The organism is Paenibacillus sp. FSL M7-0802, assembly GCF_038004945.1.
GTDB lineage: Bacteria > Bacillota > Bacilli > Paenibacillales > Paenibacillaceae > Paenibacillus > Paenibacillus polymyxa_B.
In genome coordinates this window covers 1,523,026-1,541,050 of the sequence record NZ_JBBOSD010000001.1, presented here as the reverse complement: position 1 = coordinate 1,541,050, position 18,025 = coordinate 1,523,026, and the positions used below count along the sequence as shown (strand labels likewise).

Genomic DNA, 18,025 nt, shown 5'->3' with positions numbered 1-18,025 from the left:
AACCTAAACATATATATGCCTCAACAAAAGTCGAGCATACATACATTTAGGTTTTGCCTGCATGATCAGTCACAATCCTGATTCAATTTTACATCATTGTCCGAGAAAATGAAAGCGGTTTATGAATCCCGGCATAAAATTAGTTTTACGCTTTGAATAAACCGGATTCTTTGACTTCAGACAGGAAGTTGTGGAACTCAGGAATGTTCAGCTGTTGCTGAGCATCGGACAAAGCGACTGCTGGGTTTGGATGGACTTCCACCATGATACCGTCGGCTCCAGCAGCCAAGGCAGCTTTGGCGCAAGGAGCCAGGATGTCCTTACGTCCTGTGGAGTGAGTCACGTCCACCAATACAGGCAGATGGCTTTCCTTTTTCAAAATCGGAACAGCGGAAATATCCAGCGTGTTACGCGTCCATTTTTCGTACGTACGGATACCGCGTTCAATCAGCATGACTTGCGTGTTACCACGGGAAACGATGTATTCAGCAGCATGAAGGAACTCTTCCATTGTGGCAGCCAGTCCGCGTTTGAGCAGAACCGGAGTTCTGGTTTCACCCGCAGCTTTGAGCAATTCAAAGTTGTGCATGTTGCGCGCACCAATTTGAATAATGTCGATGTATTGGATCGCTTCCTCCAAATGTCTTGGATCGACGATTTCACTGATTGTAGCCAGCCCGAACTCGTCGCCTACACGTTTGAGAATTTGCAGTCCTTCCACGCCCAGCCCTTGGAAATCATACGGGGACGTACGTGGTTTGAACGCACCACCACGCAGAATCGGCACACCGGCTTCCTTGAGAGCCGCACCTACTTCGCGAGTTTGCTGGTAGCTTTCGACCGAGCAGGGACCTGCGACCATAATGGAGGCTTTGCCGCCCACCAGCGTATCTTTAACCTTGATAACTGTGCTATCCGGTTGATTCTTGCGGCTGACGATCAGATGTTTTTTGTGTTCTTCTTTTTGATAGTTCAAAGAAGCCTTGAAAATATTTTTGAACAGCTGGCGAATCGTAGCATCGTCAAAAGGCCCACGGTTAGCCGCGATCAGCTTGTCCAGCATTTGTTGCTCACGTACCGGATCAAAGTCAGGTACCCCTTGAGCTTCCTTCAATTTTCCAAGTTGTCCCGCCAGTTCAGCGCGTTGGGACAGCAACTCCAGCAATTGCAAATTTGTAGCATCGAGCTGTTCACGCAGCAGCTCCAAAGAATTTTCATTTGTAGACATACAGTACTACATCCTTCCCGAATTTAAATTTGTTTTTTCTGTCAGCCCATAGACTTTTCTTGCAGAAAATAACACAAAAAGGCACTCGTCGCAAGGGACGAATGCCGTGGTACCACCCTAATTACAGAAGTATACATACGAATCGTCAACGTCGTTCAGTCGACGGCAGTAACTTCTGAGCTTGATGCCCGTAACGGGGGCTTCCGGAAACCTCTACTGCGGACAAAGGAATGAATCCTTCTGTCGGTTCAAGGCTCGACTCGGGAGTGAATTTCAACGCGGGATTGCGGTACGCTCTCAGCAATTCGTACCTTTCTGTGGGAATCCGTTAGACGTTTACTTGTCTCCGTCACTGTCTTTGTTCATGGTATTCAAAAGATTTGACCTTATTTTAAACAAAGTAGGTGCAGAAGGCAAGCCCTGATTATCAGGTTCAGTTTTCGCACCGTTTTGAATCGGTTATAATGTGAACAGCAACGGGACCCCCTTGCAATCTAAAAGACGTGATGTCCGAGGAGGAATTATGAGCAAAATCAGAGTATCGGCGGTTCAATATCATCTGCATACGATTGACTCATTCGAGCAATTTGCCCTGCAATCGGAGCATTATATCAAAACAGCGGAGGAATTTGGCGCGGAATTTGTTCTGTTTCCCGAGTTTTTTACGACCCAGCTTATGTCGATTGGTGATAGTGAAGGCAAAGCTCTGACGATCAACTACCTGCCGGATTTTACGGACCGGTACCTTGAATTATTCACTTCGTTCGCACGTCGAACCGGGATGCATATTATCGGTGGCACTCATGTAGTTAGGAGAAACGAACGTTTATATAATACGGCACATTTGTTTTACCCGGACGGGCGTGTGGCCACTCAGGACAAAATTCACATTACACCGACAGAGGTGCATGAATGGAATATGGCTCCCGGTGAGGGGCTGAATGTGTTTGAGACGTCCAAGGGCACCATAGCGATGCTGACCTGCTATGATATTGAATTTCCCGAAATCGTTCGCATGGCGAAGGCCAAGGGAGCAGATATTATTTTCTGTCCTTCCTGTACGGACGATCGTCACGGATTTTACCGGGTACGATATACAAGCCACGCCAGAGCGGTTGAAAATCAGGTGTATGTCGTTTTAACGGGAACTGTCGGCGCTTTGCCTACGGTTGATTTTATGCGTGCCAATTATGGACAAGCCGCAGTCATTACACCCAATGACATTCCTTTTCCGCCACGCGGCATTATGGTGGAGGGTGAACTGAACAACGATATGATTGTGACAGCAGATCTCGATTTGCAGCTGTTGTACGATGTGCGCGAGCGGGGCTCGGTTACAACCTGGCGTGACCGTAGAACAGATTTATACACAGACTGGAGCTAATGAAAGGAAATAAGCCATGTATCGCAAAGAATGGTTCATCTTTGACGGCGATCGGCCGCTACGGGCGGTGATTCGTAATTATTCTACAGCCGATTATGAGGGATTGCTGCGTATTCAGCAGGAGAGCTTCCCCCCACCTTATCCGCAGGAGCTGTTATGGAGCCGGGAGCAGATTGCTAGCCAGACAGAGCATTTTGCAGATGGAGCGCTGTGTGTGGAAATTGAGGGGGAACTGGCGGGTTCGGTAACCAGCCTACTGATGCATTATAACCCCGAACATCCCCAGCATACATGGGAGGAAGTAGCAGATGACGGTTATATTCGTACGCACTGTGAGGACGGCAAGGCGCTGTATGTGATTGATTTGGCGGTACGTCCTGCTTACCGCAGATTGGGTCTGGGCAAATGGCTGATTTTTTCCTTATATCATCTTGTGATTGAACGGAGACTGGATCGTTTGCTGGGCGCGGGGCGTATGCCTAGTTATCAGCATCATGCCGACCAATTGAGCGCAGAAGCGTATGTGGATGCCGTAGTGTCTGGTGAGCTGAAGGACCCGGTATTAACTTTTCTGCTTCGTTGCGGACGGGTGCCTGTTTGTATCCTGCCGAATTATTTGGATGATGAACAATCGCGTAATTATGCTGCCCTCATGGAATGGCGAAATCCGTTTCATACCCATCACTAATTGTAGAGGAGCGTGTCCTATCCTATGGAATATCATCGCATTACTCATATTGAAGACCCCTTGTTTGCGAGCATGCATCAGCTAATGCAGGAAGTATTTCCACCAGAGGAAGTGCTGGAGTACAGTCTGTGGAAGGAACCGCTGGAAGACCCGGGTATTCGTGTCTTTGTTGCGGTACAGGATGATAAGGTAGTTGGTGCAACAGAGTATCGTTATTATGAGGACTTTAATGTAGCTATGACAGATTTTACGATCATCGGACAACCGGGACTGGGCATTGGACGTTTTCTTTGGACACGACGCCAGAATGACTTGCACGCGCTTGCTCAGGCCAGCGGACAGCAGTTACAGGGGATGTTTGCTGAAATCTATGACCCTTACCGTGGCAACGAGCATCCCTTTGGTGGTGTCAAGCCAATGGACCCGTACGTGCGACGTGAGGTGCTATCTCATCTGGGCTATAAGCGTTTGGATCTGGACTACGTACATCCGTCCTGGAATAACGATGGTGTAGCAGTAGAAGGGCTGAATTTAGGCTTTATGCCTGAGGATGATAGCGTGGAAGAAGTGAGCGCCAAATTGGTGGCAGCTTTCATACGTCGGTACTATACAGTATTGCCGAACAAGCCTGCTGTCTGGAACGAAATGGTAGATGGATTGGAAGCTAAATCGACAGTAGCATTGCTGCCATTGTAAACATATGAAGTACAAAAAGGGTGCACTCAAGCCATGTATCATCTGCGTGGCTTAGGTTGCACCCTTTTTGCATTCTCTAATTGACCCTTTCATTTTCCTTGATCCCTGGGTTCGGGCTTCGCAGATGCGACTCCTCGTGGGTTATCTTCGGCCGAAATATCATCTGTAGTTGTCTTGTCCGCGGTCCTACGTTCGTCTGCTTCCACAGGATTCAAGGTTTTGTAGCGCTTATACTCCATATCGGCCTGAGACATCGGATCTTTATACATAGGAGATCAGTCAACTCCTTTCTGTTATACACTTCATTACCCGCACAGCAGAATGGGTAACCGTTTTCTTTCACCCGATAAAATGAAGTGGTTAATCCAGCATATCGTCGCTGTCCAGTTGCTCTTCTTCGTCTCCATCCGTACCGTTCAGCAAATCGGTACCATGCAGGAATTCAGCAGGAGCAGAAGGATCGACAGGACTGTTCGGTGTCAGTTCATCGGCATCTGGGACGTCCTCCAGAGGAGTATCCGGCCCTTCCGTAAGATTCTCCCAGTTGGTTTCTGCATTTTGCAGAGAAGGCTCAAAATCATTGTCATGTAGCTCAGTAGTTCGATCATCACGATTGACCATGTTGCTCAGCTCCTTTACTTTTTGTTGCTTATTCCGACCTTACCCAAACAGAAGAACGGCTAAACCTTGAGTTAGTGTGTCTGTAGGAAGTTAAAATCATGCGAATAGGGATATGCCCATTCTCAATTAGCGTTTTTTTGGTAACTGCTGTGATATGATAAAGAAGATAGGGAGGGATATGAATTGGAATGGTACATGTTTGGTCCGATGATTAGTCGTATCCGAGTAGGTCAAAAGGCATCTACCCCGGGATTTTCCCGCACCCTCATTCGGCGCCCGGAAGGCTTATACTGGACAGATGGCGGACAAGCGGGAAAAATAGTAGAAATACGCGATTATTTATTTTCCGATATTTGGACGATCTATGAAGATGAAGATTGTGAACCATGGTTGGGGCTTAGAGAGCAGAAAGAGCGGCGCGAACAGGAAATGATCATTAATCAATATGAAGATTTTACAAAAAATGAGTAAAAAGAACATGATACCCTTCTTATGAAGAAGGTATGCACATCATCGTATAGAATAATATAATTTCAGGACGTAAAAAATGTTAAAACGTATACAAACTTGTAAATCCTACTATGTAACTTTGAGGTGCTTAACATGAGGCATGTGCCCAAAGCTGTCGCCACCCTGCTAGCGGTCATTGTGTTGCTGTTGTCGCTGGGCCACTCCGCCTATGCGGCCAAAATGACCCCGGAAAGGGATTATAAAATACCCTCCTGGGATATGAGATGGGGAGCGGTAGACGAGGATGGCTCTTTAGATGAGGTAAAGGATCGCAGCAAGATCTGGATGCATATTGAAGATGATACACAACTGCTTAGGCAGCCCGGTAATATAGGCTCCGCCTGGATTCGTATTAAGTTACCTTCGTTAAATGATGAAACGCCAGCGGTACTTTTTGAAAATATTTATGGCAGGCATATTACGCTGTATAAAGATGGGACCAATTTTTACGAATCCTACCGTGGGTACAATTATGAGAATAATCGTATTCTGATTCCGCTGAAGCCGGAAGACAGCGGTAAAACATTATACATATGGACGGAAAGCAGTAAGAATAGACTGGGCATTATCGGCAATGTGATGACCGGTGATTATCGTGATTTATTGGGAACCTTGGTCAGAATGGATGTTTTAGATATTGTACTGGGCAGTACGTTTATCTTTATCGCCCTGGTATTACTGATCTGCTCGTTTTTTCTGTTCCGTCCGAGTATGGCCATGTGGCTGTCCCTAAGTGCGATTGTATTGTCTATTGGTCTGATGATCGTAACGTATTCACCATTCTTGTATACATTCTATCGCGGCTATGGCAAGCTGTACTTACAACTTTTTGATGTGGCACTATTTATTCTGCTACCTTCATTAGCCTACTTTTTTGAGCAAAATATCAATTCGATTATACTGATTCGCAAATTCAGAAAGGTGTTAACCGCCTACTCTTTGTTCTGCTTTACCATGATGATTGTTAATTTAGGAGCACAGGAGCGGTTGAACGATATATATTATTTTTTTAGTGTAGTCATCCTGGGTATATTACTCGTCGCCTTAATGATACTGCTGGTATTTGCTTCGGTTCGCATGGCACTTAAGGGTGATCACGAAGCGATCATTTTATCGACAGGCTTTGCATTTTTTGCAGTCATCTCTATCGGGGAACTGAGCTGGTTCTTCATTCTAGACGGACACTACAATATGTTTTTGTGGAAATGGGGCGTGTTCGGTTTTGTACTGGCGTTGATCGCGATTTTGGGCAGAAGACTGGCAGAAAAGCACAAGCAGGTGGTTCGGTATTCCAGAGAACTGGAGATGTTCAATAATGAGCTTCAACGTTCGGAGAAAATGGAGATTATTAGCGATCTGGCTGCATCTGTAGCTCATGAGGTACGTAATCCCCTTCAGGTTACACGTGGATTTCTTCAGTTGATGAGCAAGCAGGAGGATGGTAAAAACAAAGACTATCTACATATCGCTCTGGAGGAGCTGGATCGAGCGTCCGCGATTATTACTGATTTTTTGACTTTTGCCAAGCCAGAGTTTGACCAAACCAAAACGTTGACCATATTGGACGAATTCAAACATATTGAAGGAATCATCAGTCCAATGGCTAATTTGCAAGGTGGAAAAATTTCACTGGATATTCCCCAGGAAATCAAAGTACGCGGGAATTCCTCCAAGTTCAAGCAGGCGTTCATCAATATTATCAAAAACAGCATTGAAGCGCTGCGAGACCAGGGTCATATTCATATATGGGCTTATGTGGACAACGGAGAAGCTGTCATTCATATTCGGGATAATGGTGAAGGGATGGATGCTCAGACTTTATCCAGACTAGGTGAGCCTTATTTCTCGAATAAGACAAAAGGCACGGGTTTGGGGATGATGGTGACTTTTCGGATTATTGAAACGATGAATGGAAAAATAACTTTTACAAGTGCAAAAGGGGTGGGAACGGAAGCGACCATCCGCTTCCCCGTAGCCGGATAATATCCGGCTTTTTTGCATTCGGAGAAAACGGAGGGAAGCTTGCTGAGCCCACCCACATGAGATTAAGGAATATAGATTAAATAAGCATTAACAACCAATTTACCACATCGAGCGAGGTTTCTGGGATGCAGCGAGTACACCGGAGGGGTCTGGAGGAATTACCAGAAAAAACTGATCAGGCGTTTCCTCTAACGTTTTGATTTGGATATGATCGGGGATCACGACTCCTAACACATCACGAATTGCAGATTTGGGATCTGTCATCAGTTTCTCTCTGAAACTGGCATCCTCCCAAGCTTTTTGAATGACTTGTGTTTGAAGAACTTCAGTAGCCATCAAAAATCACCCTCTCATTCAATTGGTTATATTTACCTAGTCAGTATACCACGAAAGACTCAGAAAAATCTAGCATTATTTCATATTTTTGGAGAGCCAGTAATCAAGTCCGCCTCTTCTCAAATGCGAGCGTCCGCCTTCAATTTCCGCCGCCACTTCGCCCAGCTCCGCTGCGATAGAATGTGCAAAGCTACGTAGGCCGTGGATAGAAGGCTCCAGGGTCTCTAACTGTTGGACTGCTTGATCGGCAATGTTCACATAGTTGGCGAGCGCACCGCGTACATAAATCGCTTCCTGAATCTGTTTGGGTCCCAATCCTTCACAGTAAGCCGTCTTCTGCTCGGCACTGATATGGGACAAAAGACAGTTATAGCTATGTTCGACCAAATCTTCTGACCAATCCGCCCAATCATCCGACATTTGAAGCACGAGTAGCGCCAAGTCCGTCATATCTGTAATGATCTGGATCAGATCGGCACGGCCTGCAAGCAGTAAAGCACCCGTTCCGGCCATTTTTAATGGGCTTGCTTTCAGCGCGACCTTATTTCTTTCCCCTTGAAAATAGTCCTCTGTTCCTTCGGATATCACACTAACGGCCCATTCATCAATATACGTTCGGGCATATGACCAAAAAGGAGAGGTTGCCGGAAAAAGGTCCCGATATACGCTTAGACACTCGGTATAGAATAGCTGGCTTAACGCGAGTTGCGTTTTACGGTTGTCTGCTGCTGTGTCCATCACATCATCTTGAATTAAATAGTGAGCCATGACGAACACGTTGCCAAGTGACAGCTTGCGGCATGTTTCGGGGGGGAGTCCAGTGAGTTCTTGCAGCCAAAATGGAAGCAAATAGCATATGTAATTACGCGTGCTGTCTTCCCTCAACGGATTAAAACGCGCCAGATAGTCCAAACCCTCTTGCTGAAAGGGAGCTGGAAACGTGGACGTCCGTTCCTCCGCTTGACGAAATACTTTTTCCAATTCGTCTTTGTATGCAAAATACCATTCCATCGCTATCACCTGCATCTCTTATGAATATTTTTATAGCGATTTCTAGTTGTTAACCGCCATTATACAACAGATTGCAATTTTCAAGATTTTGTTATTTTTACATTGAGAATGTTGTAAAAAGGATATCGACAAAAATCCCGGCTGGGAAGATCCCGCCGGGATTTTGTTTTTTTAAAATTAGATGATCTCTAAATAGTCAATATAAGCATCCCATGTCCCATCATCGGCTGTTACAACAAGCTCAATCTCTTGATTTCCGGTTCCATGGCTGACATTGTTTAAAGTATAGACCGCAGGACTGCTCCCGCCGAAATAGAAGGTACCCTTCGTTTGTCCACCAATTTTCAAGTCAACTTTGGCCATGTTGGAATTATTTGAAGCACCACGGAGTGAAAAACTATGGGTGCCACTGGTAAAATTCTGTGTGAATTTCACTGAATCATTGTTGGAGTATAAAGCCACTCCGTTGAACGGCGAGCTGATATTTGAAGTGTACTGACCGCCTTTGGTCATATTCTCTGCTTCCACTTTTGTGCCTTTGTTTGGCGGCGTTTCGCCGTTTCCGCCATCAGGCGCTACCGCCTGGCCATTGCTTGGTGAGATCATACCAGAGCAAAGGTTACGGTTTTTGAGGTTCTGTGCAATTTGTGGAATAGCTTGGAGTGTAGTCTGGTACTGATCATGCATCAGGATCACATCGCCGTTTTTAAGTTTGCCCGCAGCAGCTACGATCTGTGCGGTGGAGGCGCCGTTCCAGTCTTGGGAGTCAACGTTCCACAATACTTCGGTAAGACCGTTTTGGGTCTCAATGGATTTGAGGGTTGCGTTGGTCTCGCCATACGGAGGACGGAATAACTTTGGTACCGTGCCAGTAATGGACTGTATCGTTTGCTGCGTGCGTGTAATTTCCGATGACATCTGCGATGTGTTCAGTTGTGTCATATGCGGATGTGACCATGAATGGTTACCGATCCACATGCCTGCTGCTTGCTGGTCACGTACAAGCGAAGGATTATTCTGCACGTTTTGTCCAAGATTAAAGAGCGTCGCCCGTAAACCGTTTTGCTTCAAAGCACTAAGCAGCGCTTTGGTGTTAGAGGGATTGGGACCATCGTCGAAGGTTAACGCTACATAACCGCTCGAGCAATCAGCCGCAAGCGCCTGGTTGCTCGAGATCACCAGCGAGCCTGTGAATAAAGACAAGGTGATTGACATAATCGCCGTCCATTTTCCTGCTTTAGCTATAAACATGGATCTACCTCCTAGCTATTTTAATATAGTATGGATGTTCCGATACTCCGAACCGATTCAACTCTTTACTAGATTTGAAATTTTAGTCGATCTCCAAATAGTCAATATAATCATCCCATGTCCCGTCATCGGCTGTTACAACGAGCTCGATCTCTTGGTTTCTGGTGCCATTATTGCCGCCAATCGTAATTGTATTACTAGTTACATTGGCACTCCGACTGCTTTGGTATCCCTCTACAGTAAGTAAAACTTCATACATCTTGTCCATGTCTTCCCACTTTTTGAAGTGCTCGCTGATCGATATGGTTTTGCTCGTGCGTTTGGATGTCCATAAAAATAACCTTATTTTTTTGTTTCATTGGACTTTCCTCCTGAGCCTCACTATGATGCAGTGCATTCTGTAGTAGCTTGATGCAACATGTCTTTCCAAAAATCAAATTGTAAACGTTTACAATTTGATTTTATCATATTTTCCTTAATATATAACTTGAAAAATTTCAAGTTATATTGTAGAAAGTATAGTTATTCATTCTTGCTCACTCTACAGGATAGGGTTCCCAAGGAGCGCGTGTAGATCGAAGGTTGGGTGTAATTGTGATAGCAATGTTCATAATTTCTTTTTCCCGTCTTATGGTTACTTAACAGGCGAAAATATGAATAAAAATAGCGGGAAAAGAAAATATTATTTTAAAAAGGATGAAAGAAGGGTCTGCAACATGAAAAAACAATGGAAATTGACCGCTGCTATTCTGTATGGAGGAGTGATGATGTATGGCACTGCGGGTGCAGCTGGAGCTTCCGGGACGGAACCGAGTAATTCGTTGCAAACTCTCACTCCCAACGACTCTATCCAAGGGGCAGCCCGCCAATGGAATGCTGAACCACAGGACGACCACGGGCATGGGCATGTTCACAGACATAGACACGGCAAACGGCCTGGCGGCTTGAATCACCATCTCAACGAGAAAGTAGCCAAGCTGCTGGGCATCACTCCTGTCCAATTAGAGAAAGAACTGGGACAAGGGAAGTCATTGGCCGAGGTTGCTAAAAGCAAAGGCATCCAAGAAGACCAGCTCATTGATAAATTGAAGAATGAAATGACCGTGGATTTGAAACGGCTTGTGAACCGTAAAGGCCCGATTACATTCGATCGTAAGTCCGGGGCTTCGAATGAAGCTCAATTAAAACATGAGGCAGGGACGCCCTCAACCTCGACTAACGAAAACTAAATGTATCTTTTTGCACTAAAAAACCTTGAGAATGGCGGTCCTCAAGGTTTCCATATTCACCGGGCGGTCCGCATCGGATTCCTGCTCTCGCAGGGCACCTTGATCTGGCACAGTCCGCAGCCGGCACCTGATTTGGCCTCGCCGCCGTTTAGAACCGCAAAGTCCCGTGATGCTTGGCCGTACACAAATTTCATGCAGGCAATCTTGTCATGTCCGCCTTCCTTGCTGATGGCTTGCACAGGGCAGCGGGTAATGCACACACCGCAGATGCCCTTGCTACACAGCAGGCAGTTTCCGGTATGGCCTGTGACTTTTGATGCTCTGGCATCAGGCGGCACCTTGAGATCGGTCACCACGGACAGCAGGCGGATGGCAATTCCTTTTTCGGTGATGAAGCCGTCGTTGATACTGAAGGTGCCAAGACCCGCAGCATATGCAATGTGGCGCTCCGACCAGTTGGAGATCGGCCCCCCTGTGGCACCATAGATGCTGTACCAATCCGTATCCAGCGGTGCAACTGCACGGTAACCAAGGCCTGTTAAGTATCCCGCCAAATGCCGCCTTGCAGACTGTACAAAATATTCATCGCCAAAGGTCCGCAGCAGCGCCCATTCCCTTGAGGCTCTTTCTTTTTGCGCACGATTAGCCTTACGGATCGTCTCGCTGATCGGCAGCACAACGCTGATAACGGTGCCTCCATCAAAACTCCCCGTTCCAAAGGAGCGTTCAAATGCTTCCTGCGGCGTGGCGTGATCGGGCCCCACCACTCTTTTGTACTCCTCAAACAAAGGATCATTAGCCGCGGCAAATTGGATAATCGGCTCCTCGTAATAAGGACTCTGCAGTTCTTCACAAACATTGCCTTTGTCTTCGCTCACATAGGTTTTCATCTCGGCTGCGATGTTTTCTCTCATATCCGGTACGGATTCAACCATCCTATCCACATCCCTCTCCGTGGTTATTGTTCACAGTAAAGCTTCCCTTCAGAAGTCTTGTGGCGGGCTAAGGTATATCACTGACCTCTTACTACAGCTGGAAGTACTTCTCCGATGACCCGCAGTGGTGATCAAATGCAATGCGATCGCTATAATAGCATTTTAAAGACATCTCTAGCCTTGATACCGCAATAAACATTTCGATCTTTTTCGTGTATATACACGAATTGAACACAACTCCACCTGGATGAGGAGCCGTCTAATATCCATCCAAATTTTCAATCTTGGATAAGAGTGTGTTGAGTATCTGTAACTGTCCGATTCCCAATGACTCCTGCAAAAAACGTTGCGCCTCCTCCCAAAGCTCTGCTGCGTCGTTGTATACCGTTCTTCCACTCTCCGTCAGAGTAAGGCAGCGGTTGCGACTGCCCTCAGCAGATGTATCCTCCACATATCCGCTATGCTCCAACGCTTTCAAATTGCGCACAATCGTTGTCCGGTCGAGCCGCATCTCCAGCGCCAATTCGCTTACACTTGCCGGTCCCAGCGCAGTTAAGTGTTTGAGCAGCGAGAATTGGCTAATATTGAGTCCGCTCGGGGCCAGATACCGGTCATACAGTCCCGTAACAGCCATCGAGGAACGGCGCAGATTAATGCAGGTACAGACTGAGGCTGATTGCTCCTGCGAAGATTTCTTTTTCTTCCTTGTCGTTGTCATAAGTTCCCCATTCTTTGTACTGTTTCGTGTATCTACACTATCTCAAAAATAACAGGTTTTGTCAGAGGGATTTGTCACAGCAGTCAGCTCTGTCGGTCTATCATGATTTATCTCCTGTAGTCCTTCCTAATAATGAAAAGTTTAAATAACCAGTCGCATAAAATCAACCAACGACTGGTTATTTAGCATTATAAGAATATGAGTCGTGCGGTACCTATAATAGCTTTTTAAGCTGGGAAATACGGCCTTGGGATACGCCAAGCCATTCAGCATATTCACCTTGCTTGGCTGCTGGATGCTCACGCATAAGTCTTCTTAGCTTTTCAACCAAATGTTGTGAAGGCGACCGATGTGCTCGTTTTTCTTTGTATGGTTCCTTAACAACAGGAACAGGTATTTGACTTACACCTATGTTTCCCTTCAGATCGTTTATGCATTTTTTACATAAAAATGAACCCCTGAAATAGCTTAAATCCTGAACCGAATAACATAAGTGACAGCAGACTCCAATATACTTCCACATACTCAATAATCCTGTTTCAACATCTAAATAAAATTCTAAAGACTCACCAGCTTGAATACCCATAGAGGTTCGCAACTCCTTAGGGATAACAATCCGGCCTAACGTATCCAAGGGACGTGTCATACCTGTATTTTTCAAATGAGCTTCTCCTTCCATTGTCCAACATCCAATGATCTCCTAATAAAAATATAAAAATCAATAAAGTAAAAGCATTTATGTTTGTTCCAAAAGATGGTATTATCGTGAAGGAAAATCAATAATTATACTATTAGTTTCCAAACTATATTGTTTATTGAAATTGAAATTCTATGAAAATGCTGAAAGGGTGGTTTATCCATGGAAATCACACCTACGATACAGGCAGAAATTCAAACCTATTTGAAACGAAAAGGCTTAACGATGACCAAGTTTGGTCACACGATTGATTTGAATGTAGGTACAGTTAGTAGCATTGTGACCGGTAACCGATCTATTTCTGTTCACCAACTGGATAGTATTACTGCGGGAATGAATTTACCACCGGATTATTTTTACGAGCGTTATATTGAAGAATGTATTGAAGAATCTCCGCTCAACTGGAAAAAAATCAGCCCTTTCCTATACCGATGCATTGAGCTAGGACGACTGAATTGCTTGCAGCGAGTTGTAATTCTGTTATTGGATAACCCTAATTATCCGCCATCGCTCTTTGAAGTCGCCGAAAATGTATACAAAGACGGTTATAATGAAGCAGCGGCTTACCTTTACAAAAAGGTGGCTGAAAGTGAGAAGCAGCAGCATTCAGAGCGATTGGCGGTCTGCCAGTATCGTTTGTTCCAAATCAATATTGGACAAGATAGAGCTGTAAATCTTCAGGCTGCCATTGAATTTGCCCCTTTTGTTGATCGTTTAGACGAGATAGAGCAATTAGATGCATTAAAAGATTTAGCGAACGTGTATAGGTCATTAAGTATGTGGGACATGGTGTATGAATTTTCATCTCAAATGGGTCAAATGGGAAAGATCCAATATAATTTGGTTCATAACTCTAAGCGAAAAGGAACAGAGCCACGAAAAAAGCTAAGCAGGCCACTGTTTGTATACATAGTTTACTCCGAGTTGCTGTGTGCTAATGCTTGCGATGCAAAAGGTGATCATGAACAGGCATTAGAACATATTCGAGGTTATGCCGATCTAAGTTGGGTGAAGGAGAAGGATCCTGATTCACTTTATTGGAAGAAGCAATATCAACAATGGGCGAAAATTAATACGTACGTCAACAGGCTTATGTCCGGGGATATTAGTGTTCTCCCCGATTACGTAGAACATATGGCTGCCGAAAAAGAGATTTTGGCCGAGCTACTGAACGTCCTTGAAGTAGCTAATCGATACAATGTAGATGTGGACCATATCTTACAGCGCTTTGAACCCCAAATTGCAGCTCATCAGGAACCGTCATCTTCTGACATGTACACACAACAAGTTTTACCGGGAGAATACATTCGGTTCTGGTACAAGATGGCTAAATACAATCTTAATAAAGGTAGATATCCATATGGTTTCAAATGTCTCCTAAATGCATGGGAAAAGGCCGAATCCATTAATAAAGGAATACTTTCGCATAATTGTGCAATGTTATTTGAACGATTTAAAGCGTATGCCGTTCCTGAAACCCGAGATCAGTTGCAAAGTCTATGGGAGAAAATTGACCAAAAAGATGGTTTTTCTTTTCGCAATAACTAGCTTCTTATTGGTACTCGCAGTACCAATCCAAGGTCCGAATCAAGGTCATGGAACGATTTCTACCACTGGAATCATCGGCGGTGCTTAATTCGAGTGTAACTACTATGGACCAGCTTATTGCTGGTCTATTTTTGTATTATTTTGTAATTTTTTGGTTCAAAAAAGATCATGACGTATTTGTACATCCCTCCTTAAAATGAGATTCATTAGGAGGTATGCAGGATGAACAGGTATGAAACGGTAACGTTAATTCAACAGATGGAACACGCCAGACAACATTTGCATGATCTTTACGAAGAGTATGGCTTCGGACATGCTTGTGTACTTGAGCAGTCTATGCTTTTGGATGAACTGATTAATCAGTACAACCGTATGTTTCAAACCAAGAAGCTGCCTCACTATGTTTAGGGCTAGATCATTAACAACGACGATGTTATGTTCAGTACATCCTCTCCCTTCTTTGTTATGCAAAACTGTGACTTTTCCCGCGTAATGTTTATTATTATTCTATATAATGACTTGTTTTAAAATAAAATACATATTCATGTCATAAAATGTTAATCACTTTTTTGAGGGGACGGCATACTAAGGCAATAAAAAAAGCAGAGCTCAATAAGCGAGCATTGCAGTTTGAGGATAATATACACATATTAAGAGACTTTTATGGCAGGTATACATGAGTGAGTTTTATTATTATGTTGAAGAAAAGAAGATTGCTCTTTCTATTCTACTCATGACCATTTCCATTCCGAGCTTGGCCGCAAATGCTCAAGGACAAGAACCTTCGTCGAATGAATTTAACCAGTACATTAAAGATGCTATTGAGCAAGAAATTCAAGTGAATGAGGGAGATGACAATGGTTACAAAGTATTTTATTATGCTGGCAAATCGGATGAACCTTACATTAACTATTAGAGACAAATTAACTATTCTAATATCTATGTAGTCAAATTTAATGGTTTGGGTACGACTGGTAGATCGGTTAAAAGAGTTACTGCTATTGCCATGAATAATGCTGGTTCCCCTAATACATCCTTTTCATACGGATTTAACTCGCCAGCTATTTGGAACAATATGAGATTCCTAATTAATAATAGTGCTGGAACCAAGTACCCCGAAAATGTTACCAATTTGAGTGATGATGTTTGGAATCATGGTGGACGAATTGATTATGTCAAGGATTCAAATCATGTAGAGAAGTATACTTTTTACAAACAATGAATGTAATTCGATTAGAAAAGGATTGATGCGTTATGTTAAAAAAAGCAGTTAACACATTACTTTTTTCCTTAATCTTCTTTTTGACAGTAGATCAGGCCAATGCAGCTCTTCCTAAATACTTGTATAATCTTGTGATTAAAGTCAACAATGTTGAGGTTACATCCGATGCTAATCCTTATATTGAAAGAGCGACGAATACTACTTATGTTCCCATTAGATTTGTATCAGAAAATCTAGGTGAAACTGTAAACTGGAACAGAGAAAAGCAAGAGGTTACAATCCGTTCGGAAGATGGTAAGACAGTGCGCTTGACAATTGGAAGCAAAGTTGCTTATGTGAACGAACAGCAGAAAATACTGCCTAGCGCTCCTGTAATGCCGGTATCTCCTAACCGTGTCATGGTGCCACTCAGATTTGTTTCCGAAGTTATGGGTGCTACTGTAGACAGTAGTAAGAAAGATGAGACTCTGTACGTAAATATCACCAAGGCTAATTAATCATTCCGTCTTCTTATTGAGTTGATAGATAGGATGTTTCTAGTTGAGGCCTCAATAATATCAAATGGTAAACGCATTAGTCTGGAATCCTTGTTGTATAAAAGCATTAGGTAATATGATAATTGTTTTTAATTTAATTTAAAGCAGGACATTCCCGGAATGAATCGGGAGTGTCCTTTTTTAGTGCTGTAGCATCTTTTTTCTATTAGCCAAGCTCCTGCGTGCTTTTGGAAGCACGTTTGGAGGAAAGGAACTGGAAACGAAACGAGTGCCAGTTCAACCGCTGTCTGCCTTTAGAGCCAACAATCCAGTTGCCGCCAGGCAGATGGGCAAAGAGCCAGCTGATGCCCAGAGAAACACTTGCCACGACGATAAACGTAATGAGCGTAGCTGTAAAATGATGATCGCCCAGTGCAAGCGGGCGGGTGTAGTAGGATATGAAGGCCAGTACGAGCGCATGGGCCAGATATCCTCCAAAAGAATAACGTCCGATCCAGTTCAGCATACGGCGAAACGGCTCGGATCGCGTATCTTTTTGCAAATGGAGCAGCAGTCCGTACAATAAAAGCAACTGCGACACGATTAGAACAAAGGTGCTTGGCTTCAAATAGGTGGAAATATTAAGATTGATCGTATCGCCCGACTGGATCAGCATCGTGTGACCCATGAGCATGAACAAACCAATAAAGACAAATACATTCCACGGCAACGTCTGCTTGGCCAGTCCACGCCAGGTGTCTGTCATGTAAGCACATACTGCGCCCAGCATAAAATAGAAAAAGTACATGACAAAGTTGTAGGTGCGATAATCCAGCAGAGTCTGCCAAAATGATGGTAACCCAGTGCTCCATGCAGACATGTCATAGTAAGACCATTGTAACAGCAAAGCATAAACCACAGCGGCAATCAGCATAATAGCCAAAACAAGCTGTTTGCGTCTTTTCGCGCTGTAACGACGTAGAAACGCTTGAACCTGGCCGGCTGCTTTTGAAAATAGAGGAAACAAAATATAAAACTGAAAGATCATCACTACAAACCATAGATGATATCCGCTGACGGGGATGATCATTTCCTCGAACATACCTTTGTAAAAATAAATATTTCCCCACTGCGCCGTTGACCAGTTTTGAGTGCATACCCAATAAATAACAGTCCAGCAAAGGAAAGGAACATAAATATCTCGAAACCGCCTGCCAATATAGCGAGGATAGCCAATCGGTTTGTTGCCGTTATAAAAAAGTAGCGCCGCAGACAGGAAAACGAACGTCGGTGTGCCAAAACGTGTCAAATGATACAGCATCGCGAGCATAACAGAATCTGGCTGTTGGATGTCGCTGCGATAAATATATTCGCCAATGCAATGCTGAAGCACGACAGCGAGGTAGGCAAGGCCCCGTAGTTCTGTCCACTCCGCGATACGCGGCTTGCTCATCCATATCACTCCTTTTCCTCAAGATACGCACATGTTTTC

At 44.3% G+C, this 18,025-nt stretch carries 19 protein-coding genes, 1 pseudogene and 1 other annotated feature; of the genes and pseudogenes, 10 read left to right on the top strand and 10 right to left on the bottom strand.

Annotation, left to right across the window (positions count from 1 at the left end):
* Nucleotides 1–145 precede the first annotated feature (145 nt).
* Entirely contained in the window at nucleotides 146–1,228 is a 1,083-nt protein-coding gene (locus tag MHB54_RS07425) for a bifunctional 3-deoxy-7-phosphoheptulonate synthase/chorismate mutase (protein ID WP_013309063.1), read from the bottom strand.
* Between the two features lie 90 nt (nucleotides 1,229–1,318).
* Nucleotides 1,319–1,590, bottom strand: a binding site (T-box leader).
* Nucleotides 1,591–1,751: 161 nt separating this feature from the next.
* Here MHB54_RS07425 and MHB54_RS07420 point away from each other — a divergent pair.
* Genes MHB54_RS07420 through MHB54_RS07410 form a run of 3 tightly spaced genes read left to right on the top strand, consistent with a single transcriptional unit; the run spans nucleotide 1,752 to nucleotide 3,996 of the window.
* On the top strand, nucleotides 1,752–2,612 hold the full coding sequence (locus tag MHB54_RS07420; RefSeq protein WP_028543188.1) for a carbon-nitrogen hydrolase family protein: 861 nt from the start codon (nucleotides 1,752–1,754) through the stop codon (nucleotides 2,610–2,612).
* Nucleotides 2,613–2,628: 16 nt separating this feature from the next.
* A complete protein-coding gene (locus tag MHB54_RS07415) occupies nucleotides 2,629–3,300 on the top strand; it encodes a GNAT family N-acetyltransferase (RefSeq protein WP_023987324.1) in 672 nt (223 codons plus the stop codon).
* Nucleotides 3,301–3,324: 24 nt separating this feature from the next.
* Nucleotides 3,325–3,996, top strand: a complete 672-nt coding sequence (locus MHB54_RS07410) for a hypothetical protein (RefSeq protein WP_028543187.1) — start codon at nucleotides 3,325–3,327, stop codon at nucleotides 3,994–3,996.
* A 360-nt stretch (nucleotides 3,997–4,356) separates the two neighbouring features.
* On the opposite strand, the gene MHB54_RS07405 is transcribed toward MHB54_RS07410, so the two are convergent.
* On the bottom strand, nucleotides 4,357–4,617 hold the full coding sequence (locus tag MHB54_RS07405; RefSeq protein WP_069079713.1) for a hypothetical protein: 261 nt from the start codon (nucleotides 4,615–4,617) through the stop codon (nucleotides 4,357–4,359).
* A gap of 183 nt (nucleotides 4,618–4,800) precedes the next feature.
* On the opposite strand from MHB54_RS07405, the gene MHB54_RS07400 reads away from it, so the two are divergent.
* The gene (locus tag MHB54_RS07400) at nucleotides 4,801–5,088 is read left to right on the top strand and encodes a hypothetical protein (RefSeq protein WP_023987328.1); all 288 of its coding nucleotides are present in this window, start codon (nucleotides 4,801–4,803) and stop codon (nucleotides 5,086–5,088) included.
* 132 nt (nucleotides 5,089–5,220) lie between these two features.
* Nucleotides 5,221–7,110 carry a sensor histidine kinase gene (locus MHB54_RS07395; RefSeq protein ID WP_023987329.1) on the top strand — a complete coding sequence of 630 codons (1,890 nt, stop codon included), beginning with the start codon at nucleotides 5,221–5,223 and terminating at the stop codon, nucleotides 7,108–7,110.
* A gap of 99 nt (nucleotides 7,111–7,209) precedes the next feature.
* Here the strand turns inward: MHB54_RS07395 and MHB54_RS07390 are convergent, their stop codons facing one another.
* The 4 genes and pseudogenes from MHB54_RS07390 to MHB54_RS07375 form a co-directional block, all read right to left on the bottom strand.
* On the bottom strand, nucleotides 7,210–7,446 hold the full coding sequence (locus tag MHB54_RS07390) for an NHLP leader peptide family RiPP precursor (protein WP_013309068.1): 237 nt from the start codon (nucleotides 7,444–7,446) through the stop codon (nucleotides 7,210–7,212).
* Nucleotides 7,447–7,521: 75 nt separating this feature from the next.
* A complete protein-coding gene (locus tag MHB54_RS07385) occupies nucleotides 7,522–8,457 on the bottom strand; it encodes a hypothetical protein (protein ID WP_023987330.1) in 936 nt (311 codons plus the stop codon).
* Between the two features lie 177 nt (nucleotides 8,458–8,634).
* Nucleotides 8,635–9,708: a polysaccharide deacetylase family protein gene (locus tag MHB54_RS07380; protein WP_071559093.1), complete on the bottom strand. Its 1,074-nt coding sequence runs from the start codon at nucleotides 9,706–9,708 to the stop codon at nucleotides 8,635–8,637.
* 82 nt (nucleotides 9,709–9,790) lie between these two features.
* A pseudogene (locus MHB54_RS07375) lies at nucleotides 9,791–10,033 on the bottom strand (hypothetical protein); the annotation flags it as partial.
* Nucleotides 10,034–10,424: 391 nt separating this feature from the next.
* Between MHB54_RS07375 and MHB54_RS07370 the strand changes: the two are divergent.
* Complete coding sequence (locus tag MHB54_RS07370; protein WP_025723192.1) at nucleotides 10,425–10,937, top strand: hypothetical protein; 513 nt, start codon at nucleotides 10,425–10,427, stop codon at nucleotides 10,935–10,937.
* A gap of 56 nt (nucleotides 10,938–10,993) precedes the next feature.
* Here the strand turns inward: MHB54_RS07370 and MHB54_RS07365 are convergent, their stop codons facing one another.
* From MHB54_RS07365 to MHB54_RS07355, 3 genes are all read right to left on the bottom strand, one after another.
* A complete protein-coding gene (locus MHB54_RS07365; protein WP_340981495.1) occupies nucleotides 10,994–11,872 on the bottom strand; it encodes a (Fe-S)-binding protein in 879 nt (292 codons plus the stop codon).
* Between the two features lie 259 nt (nucleotides 11,873–12,131).
* A complete protein-coding gene (locus tag MHB54_RS07360) occupies nucleotides 12,132–12,590 on the bottom strand; it encodes a MarR family winged helix-turn-helix transcriptional regulator (protein ID WP_071559092.1) in 459 nt (152 codons plus the stop codon).
* Between the two features lie 214 nt (nucleotides 12,591–12,804).
* On the bottom strand, nucleotides 12,805–13,251 hold the full coding sequence (locus MHB54_RS07355) for an AbrB/MazE/SpoVT family DNA-binding domain-containing protein (RefSeq protein ID WP_264454084.1): 447 nt from the start codon (nucleotides 13,249–13,251) through the stop codon (nucleotides 12,805–12,807).
* A 198-nt stretch (nucleotides 13,252–13,449) separates the two neighbouring features.
* Here MHB54_RS07355 and MHB54_RS07350 point away from each other — a divergent pair, with 198 nt between their 5' ends.
* The 4 genes from MHB54_RS07350 to MHB54_RS07335 all read left to right on the top strand — a co-directional run bounded on the left by MHB54_RS07350 (nucleotide 13,450) and on the right by MHB54_RS07335 (nucleotide 16,554).
* The gene (locus MHB54_RS07350; RefSeq protein WP_103744461.1) at nucleotides 13,450–14,835 is read left to right on the top strand and encodes a helix-turn-helix domain-containing protein; all 1,386 of its coding nucleotides are present in this window, start codon (nucleotides 13,450–13,452) and stop codon (nucleotides 14,833–14,835) included.
* Between the two features lie 222 nt (nucleotides 14,836–15,057).
* Nucleotides 15,058–15,243, top strand: a complete 186-nt coding sequence (locus tag MHB54_RS07345; protein ID WP_025723187.1) for an aspartyl-phosphate phosphatase Spo0E family protein — start codon at nucleotides 15,058–15,060, stop codon at nucleotides 15,241–15,243.
* Between the two features lie 268 nt (nucleotides 15,244–15,511).
* The gene (locus tag MHB54_RS07340) at nucleotides 15,512–15,751 is read left to right on the top strand and encodes a hypothetical protein (RefSeq protein WP_053324794.1); all 240 of its coding nucleotides are present in this window, start codon (nucleotides 15,512–15,514) and stop codon (nucleotides 15,749–15,751) included.
* 338 nt (nucleotides 15,752–16,089) lie between these two features.
* Nucleotides 16,090–16,554 carry a copper amine oxidase N-terminal domain-containing protein gene (locus MHB54_RS07335; protein ID WP_053324795.1) on the top strand — a complete coding sequence of 155 codons (465 nt, stop codon included), beginning with the start codon at nucleotides 16,090–16,092 and terminating at the stop codon, nucleotides 16,552–16,554.
* A 205-nt stretch (nucleotides 16,555–16,759) separates the two neighbouring features.
* Here MHB54_RS07335 and MHB54_RS07330 read toward each other — a convergent pair whose 3' ends face one another.
* Nucleotides 16,760–17,986: an acyltransferase gene (locus tag MHB54_RS07330; protein WP_075153853.1), complete on the bottom strand. Its 1,227-nt coding sequence runs from the start codon at nucleotides 17,984–17,986 to the stop codon at nucleotides 16,760–16,762.
* Between the last annotated feature and the right edge of the window lie 39 nt (nucleotides 17,987–18,025).

Excerpts from the sequence above, each read along its gene's own strand:
- MHB54_RS07425 (WP_013309063.1), bottom strand. The coding sequence starts at position 1,228 with ATGTCTACAAATGAAAATTCTTTGGAGCTGCTGCGTGAACAGCTCGAT.
- MHB54_RS07420 (WP_028543188.1), top strand. The coding sequence starts at position 1,752 with ATGAGCAAAATCAGAGTATCGGCGGTTCAATATCATCTGCATACGATT.
- MHB54_RS07415 (WP_023987324.1), top strand. The coding sequence starts at position 2,629 with ATGTATCGCAAAGAATGGTTCATCTTTGACGGCGATCGGCCGCTACGG.
- MHB54_RS07410 (WP_028543187.1), top strand. The coding sequence starts at position 3,325 with ATGGAATATCATCGCATTACTCATATTGAAGACCCCTTGTTTGCGAGC.
- MHB54_RS07405 (WP_069079713.1), bottom strand. The coding sequence starts at position 4,617 with ATGGTCAATCGTGATGATCGAACTACTGAGCTACATGACAATGATTTT.
- MHB54_RS07395 (WP_023987329.1), top strand. The coding sequence starts at position 5,221 with ATGAGGCATGTGCCCAAAGCTGTCGCCACCCTGCTAGCGGTCATTGTG.
- MHB54_RS07390 (WP_013309068.1), bottom strand. The coding sequence starts at position 7,446 with ATGGCTACTGAAGTTCTTCAAACACAAGTCATTCAAAAAGCTTGGGAG.
- MHB54_RS07385 (WP_023987330.1), bottom strand. The coding sequence starts at position 8,457 with ATGGAATGGTATTTTGCATACAAAGACGAATTGGAAAAAGTATTTCGT.
- MHB54_RS07380 (WP_071559093.1), bottom strand. The coding sequence starts at position 9,708 with ATGTTTATAGCTAAAGCAGGAAAATGGACGGCGATTATGTCAATCACC.
- MHB54_RS07370 (WP_025723192.1), top strand. The coding sequence starts at position 10,425 with ATGAAAAAACAATGGAAATTGACCGCTGCTATTCTGTATGGAGGAGTG.
- MHB54_RS07365 (WP_340981495.1), bottom strand. The coding sequence starts at position 11,872 with ATGGTTGAATCCGTACCGGATATGAGAGAAAACATCGCAGCCGAGATG.
- MHB54_RS07360 (WP_071559092.1), bottom strand. The coding sequence starts at position 12,590 with ATGACAACGACAAGGAAGAAAAAGAAATCTTCGCAGGAGCAATCAGCC.
- MHB54_RS07350 (WP_103744461.1), top strand. The coding sequence starts at position 13,450 with ATGGAAATCACACCTACGATACAGGCAGAAATTCAAACCTATTTGAAA.
- MHB54_RS07345 (WP_025723187.1), top strand. The coding sequence starts at position 15,058 with ATGAACAGGTATGAAACGGTAACGTTAATTCAACAGATGGAACACGCC.
- MHB54_RS07340 (WP_053324794.1), top strand. The coding sequence starts at position 15,512 with ATGAGTGAGTTTTATTATTATGTTGAAGAAAAGAAGATTGCTCTTTCT.
- MHB54_RS07335 (WP_053324795.1), top strand. The coding sequence starts at position 16,090 with ATGTTAAAAAAAGCAGTTAACACATTACTTTTTTCCTTAATCTTCTTT.
- MHB54_RS07330 (WP_075153853.1), bottom strand. The coding sequence starts at position 17,986 with ATGAGCAAGCCGCGTATCGCGGAGTGGACAGAACTACGGGGCCTTGCC.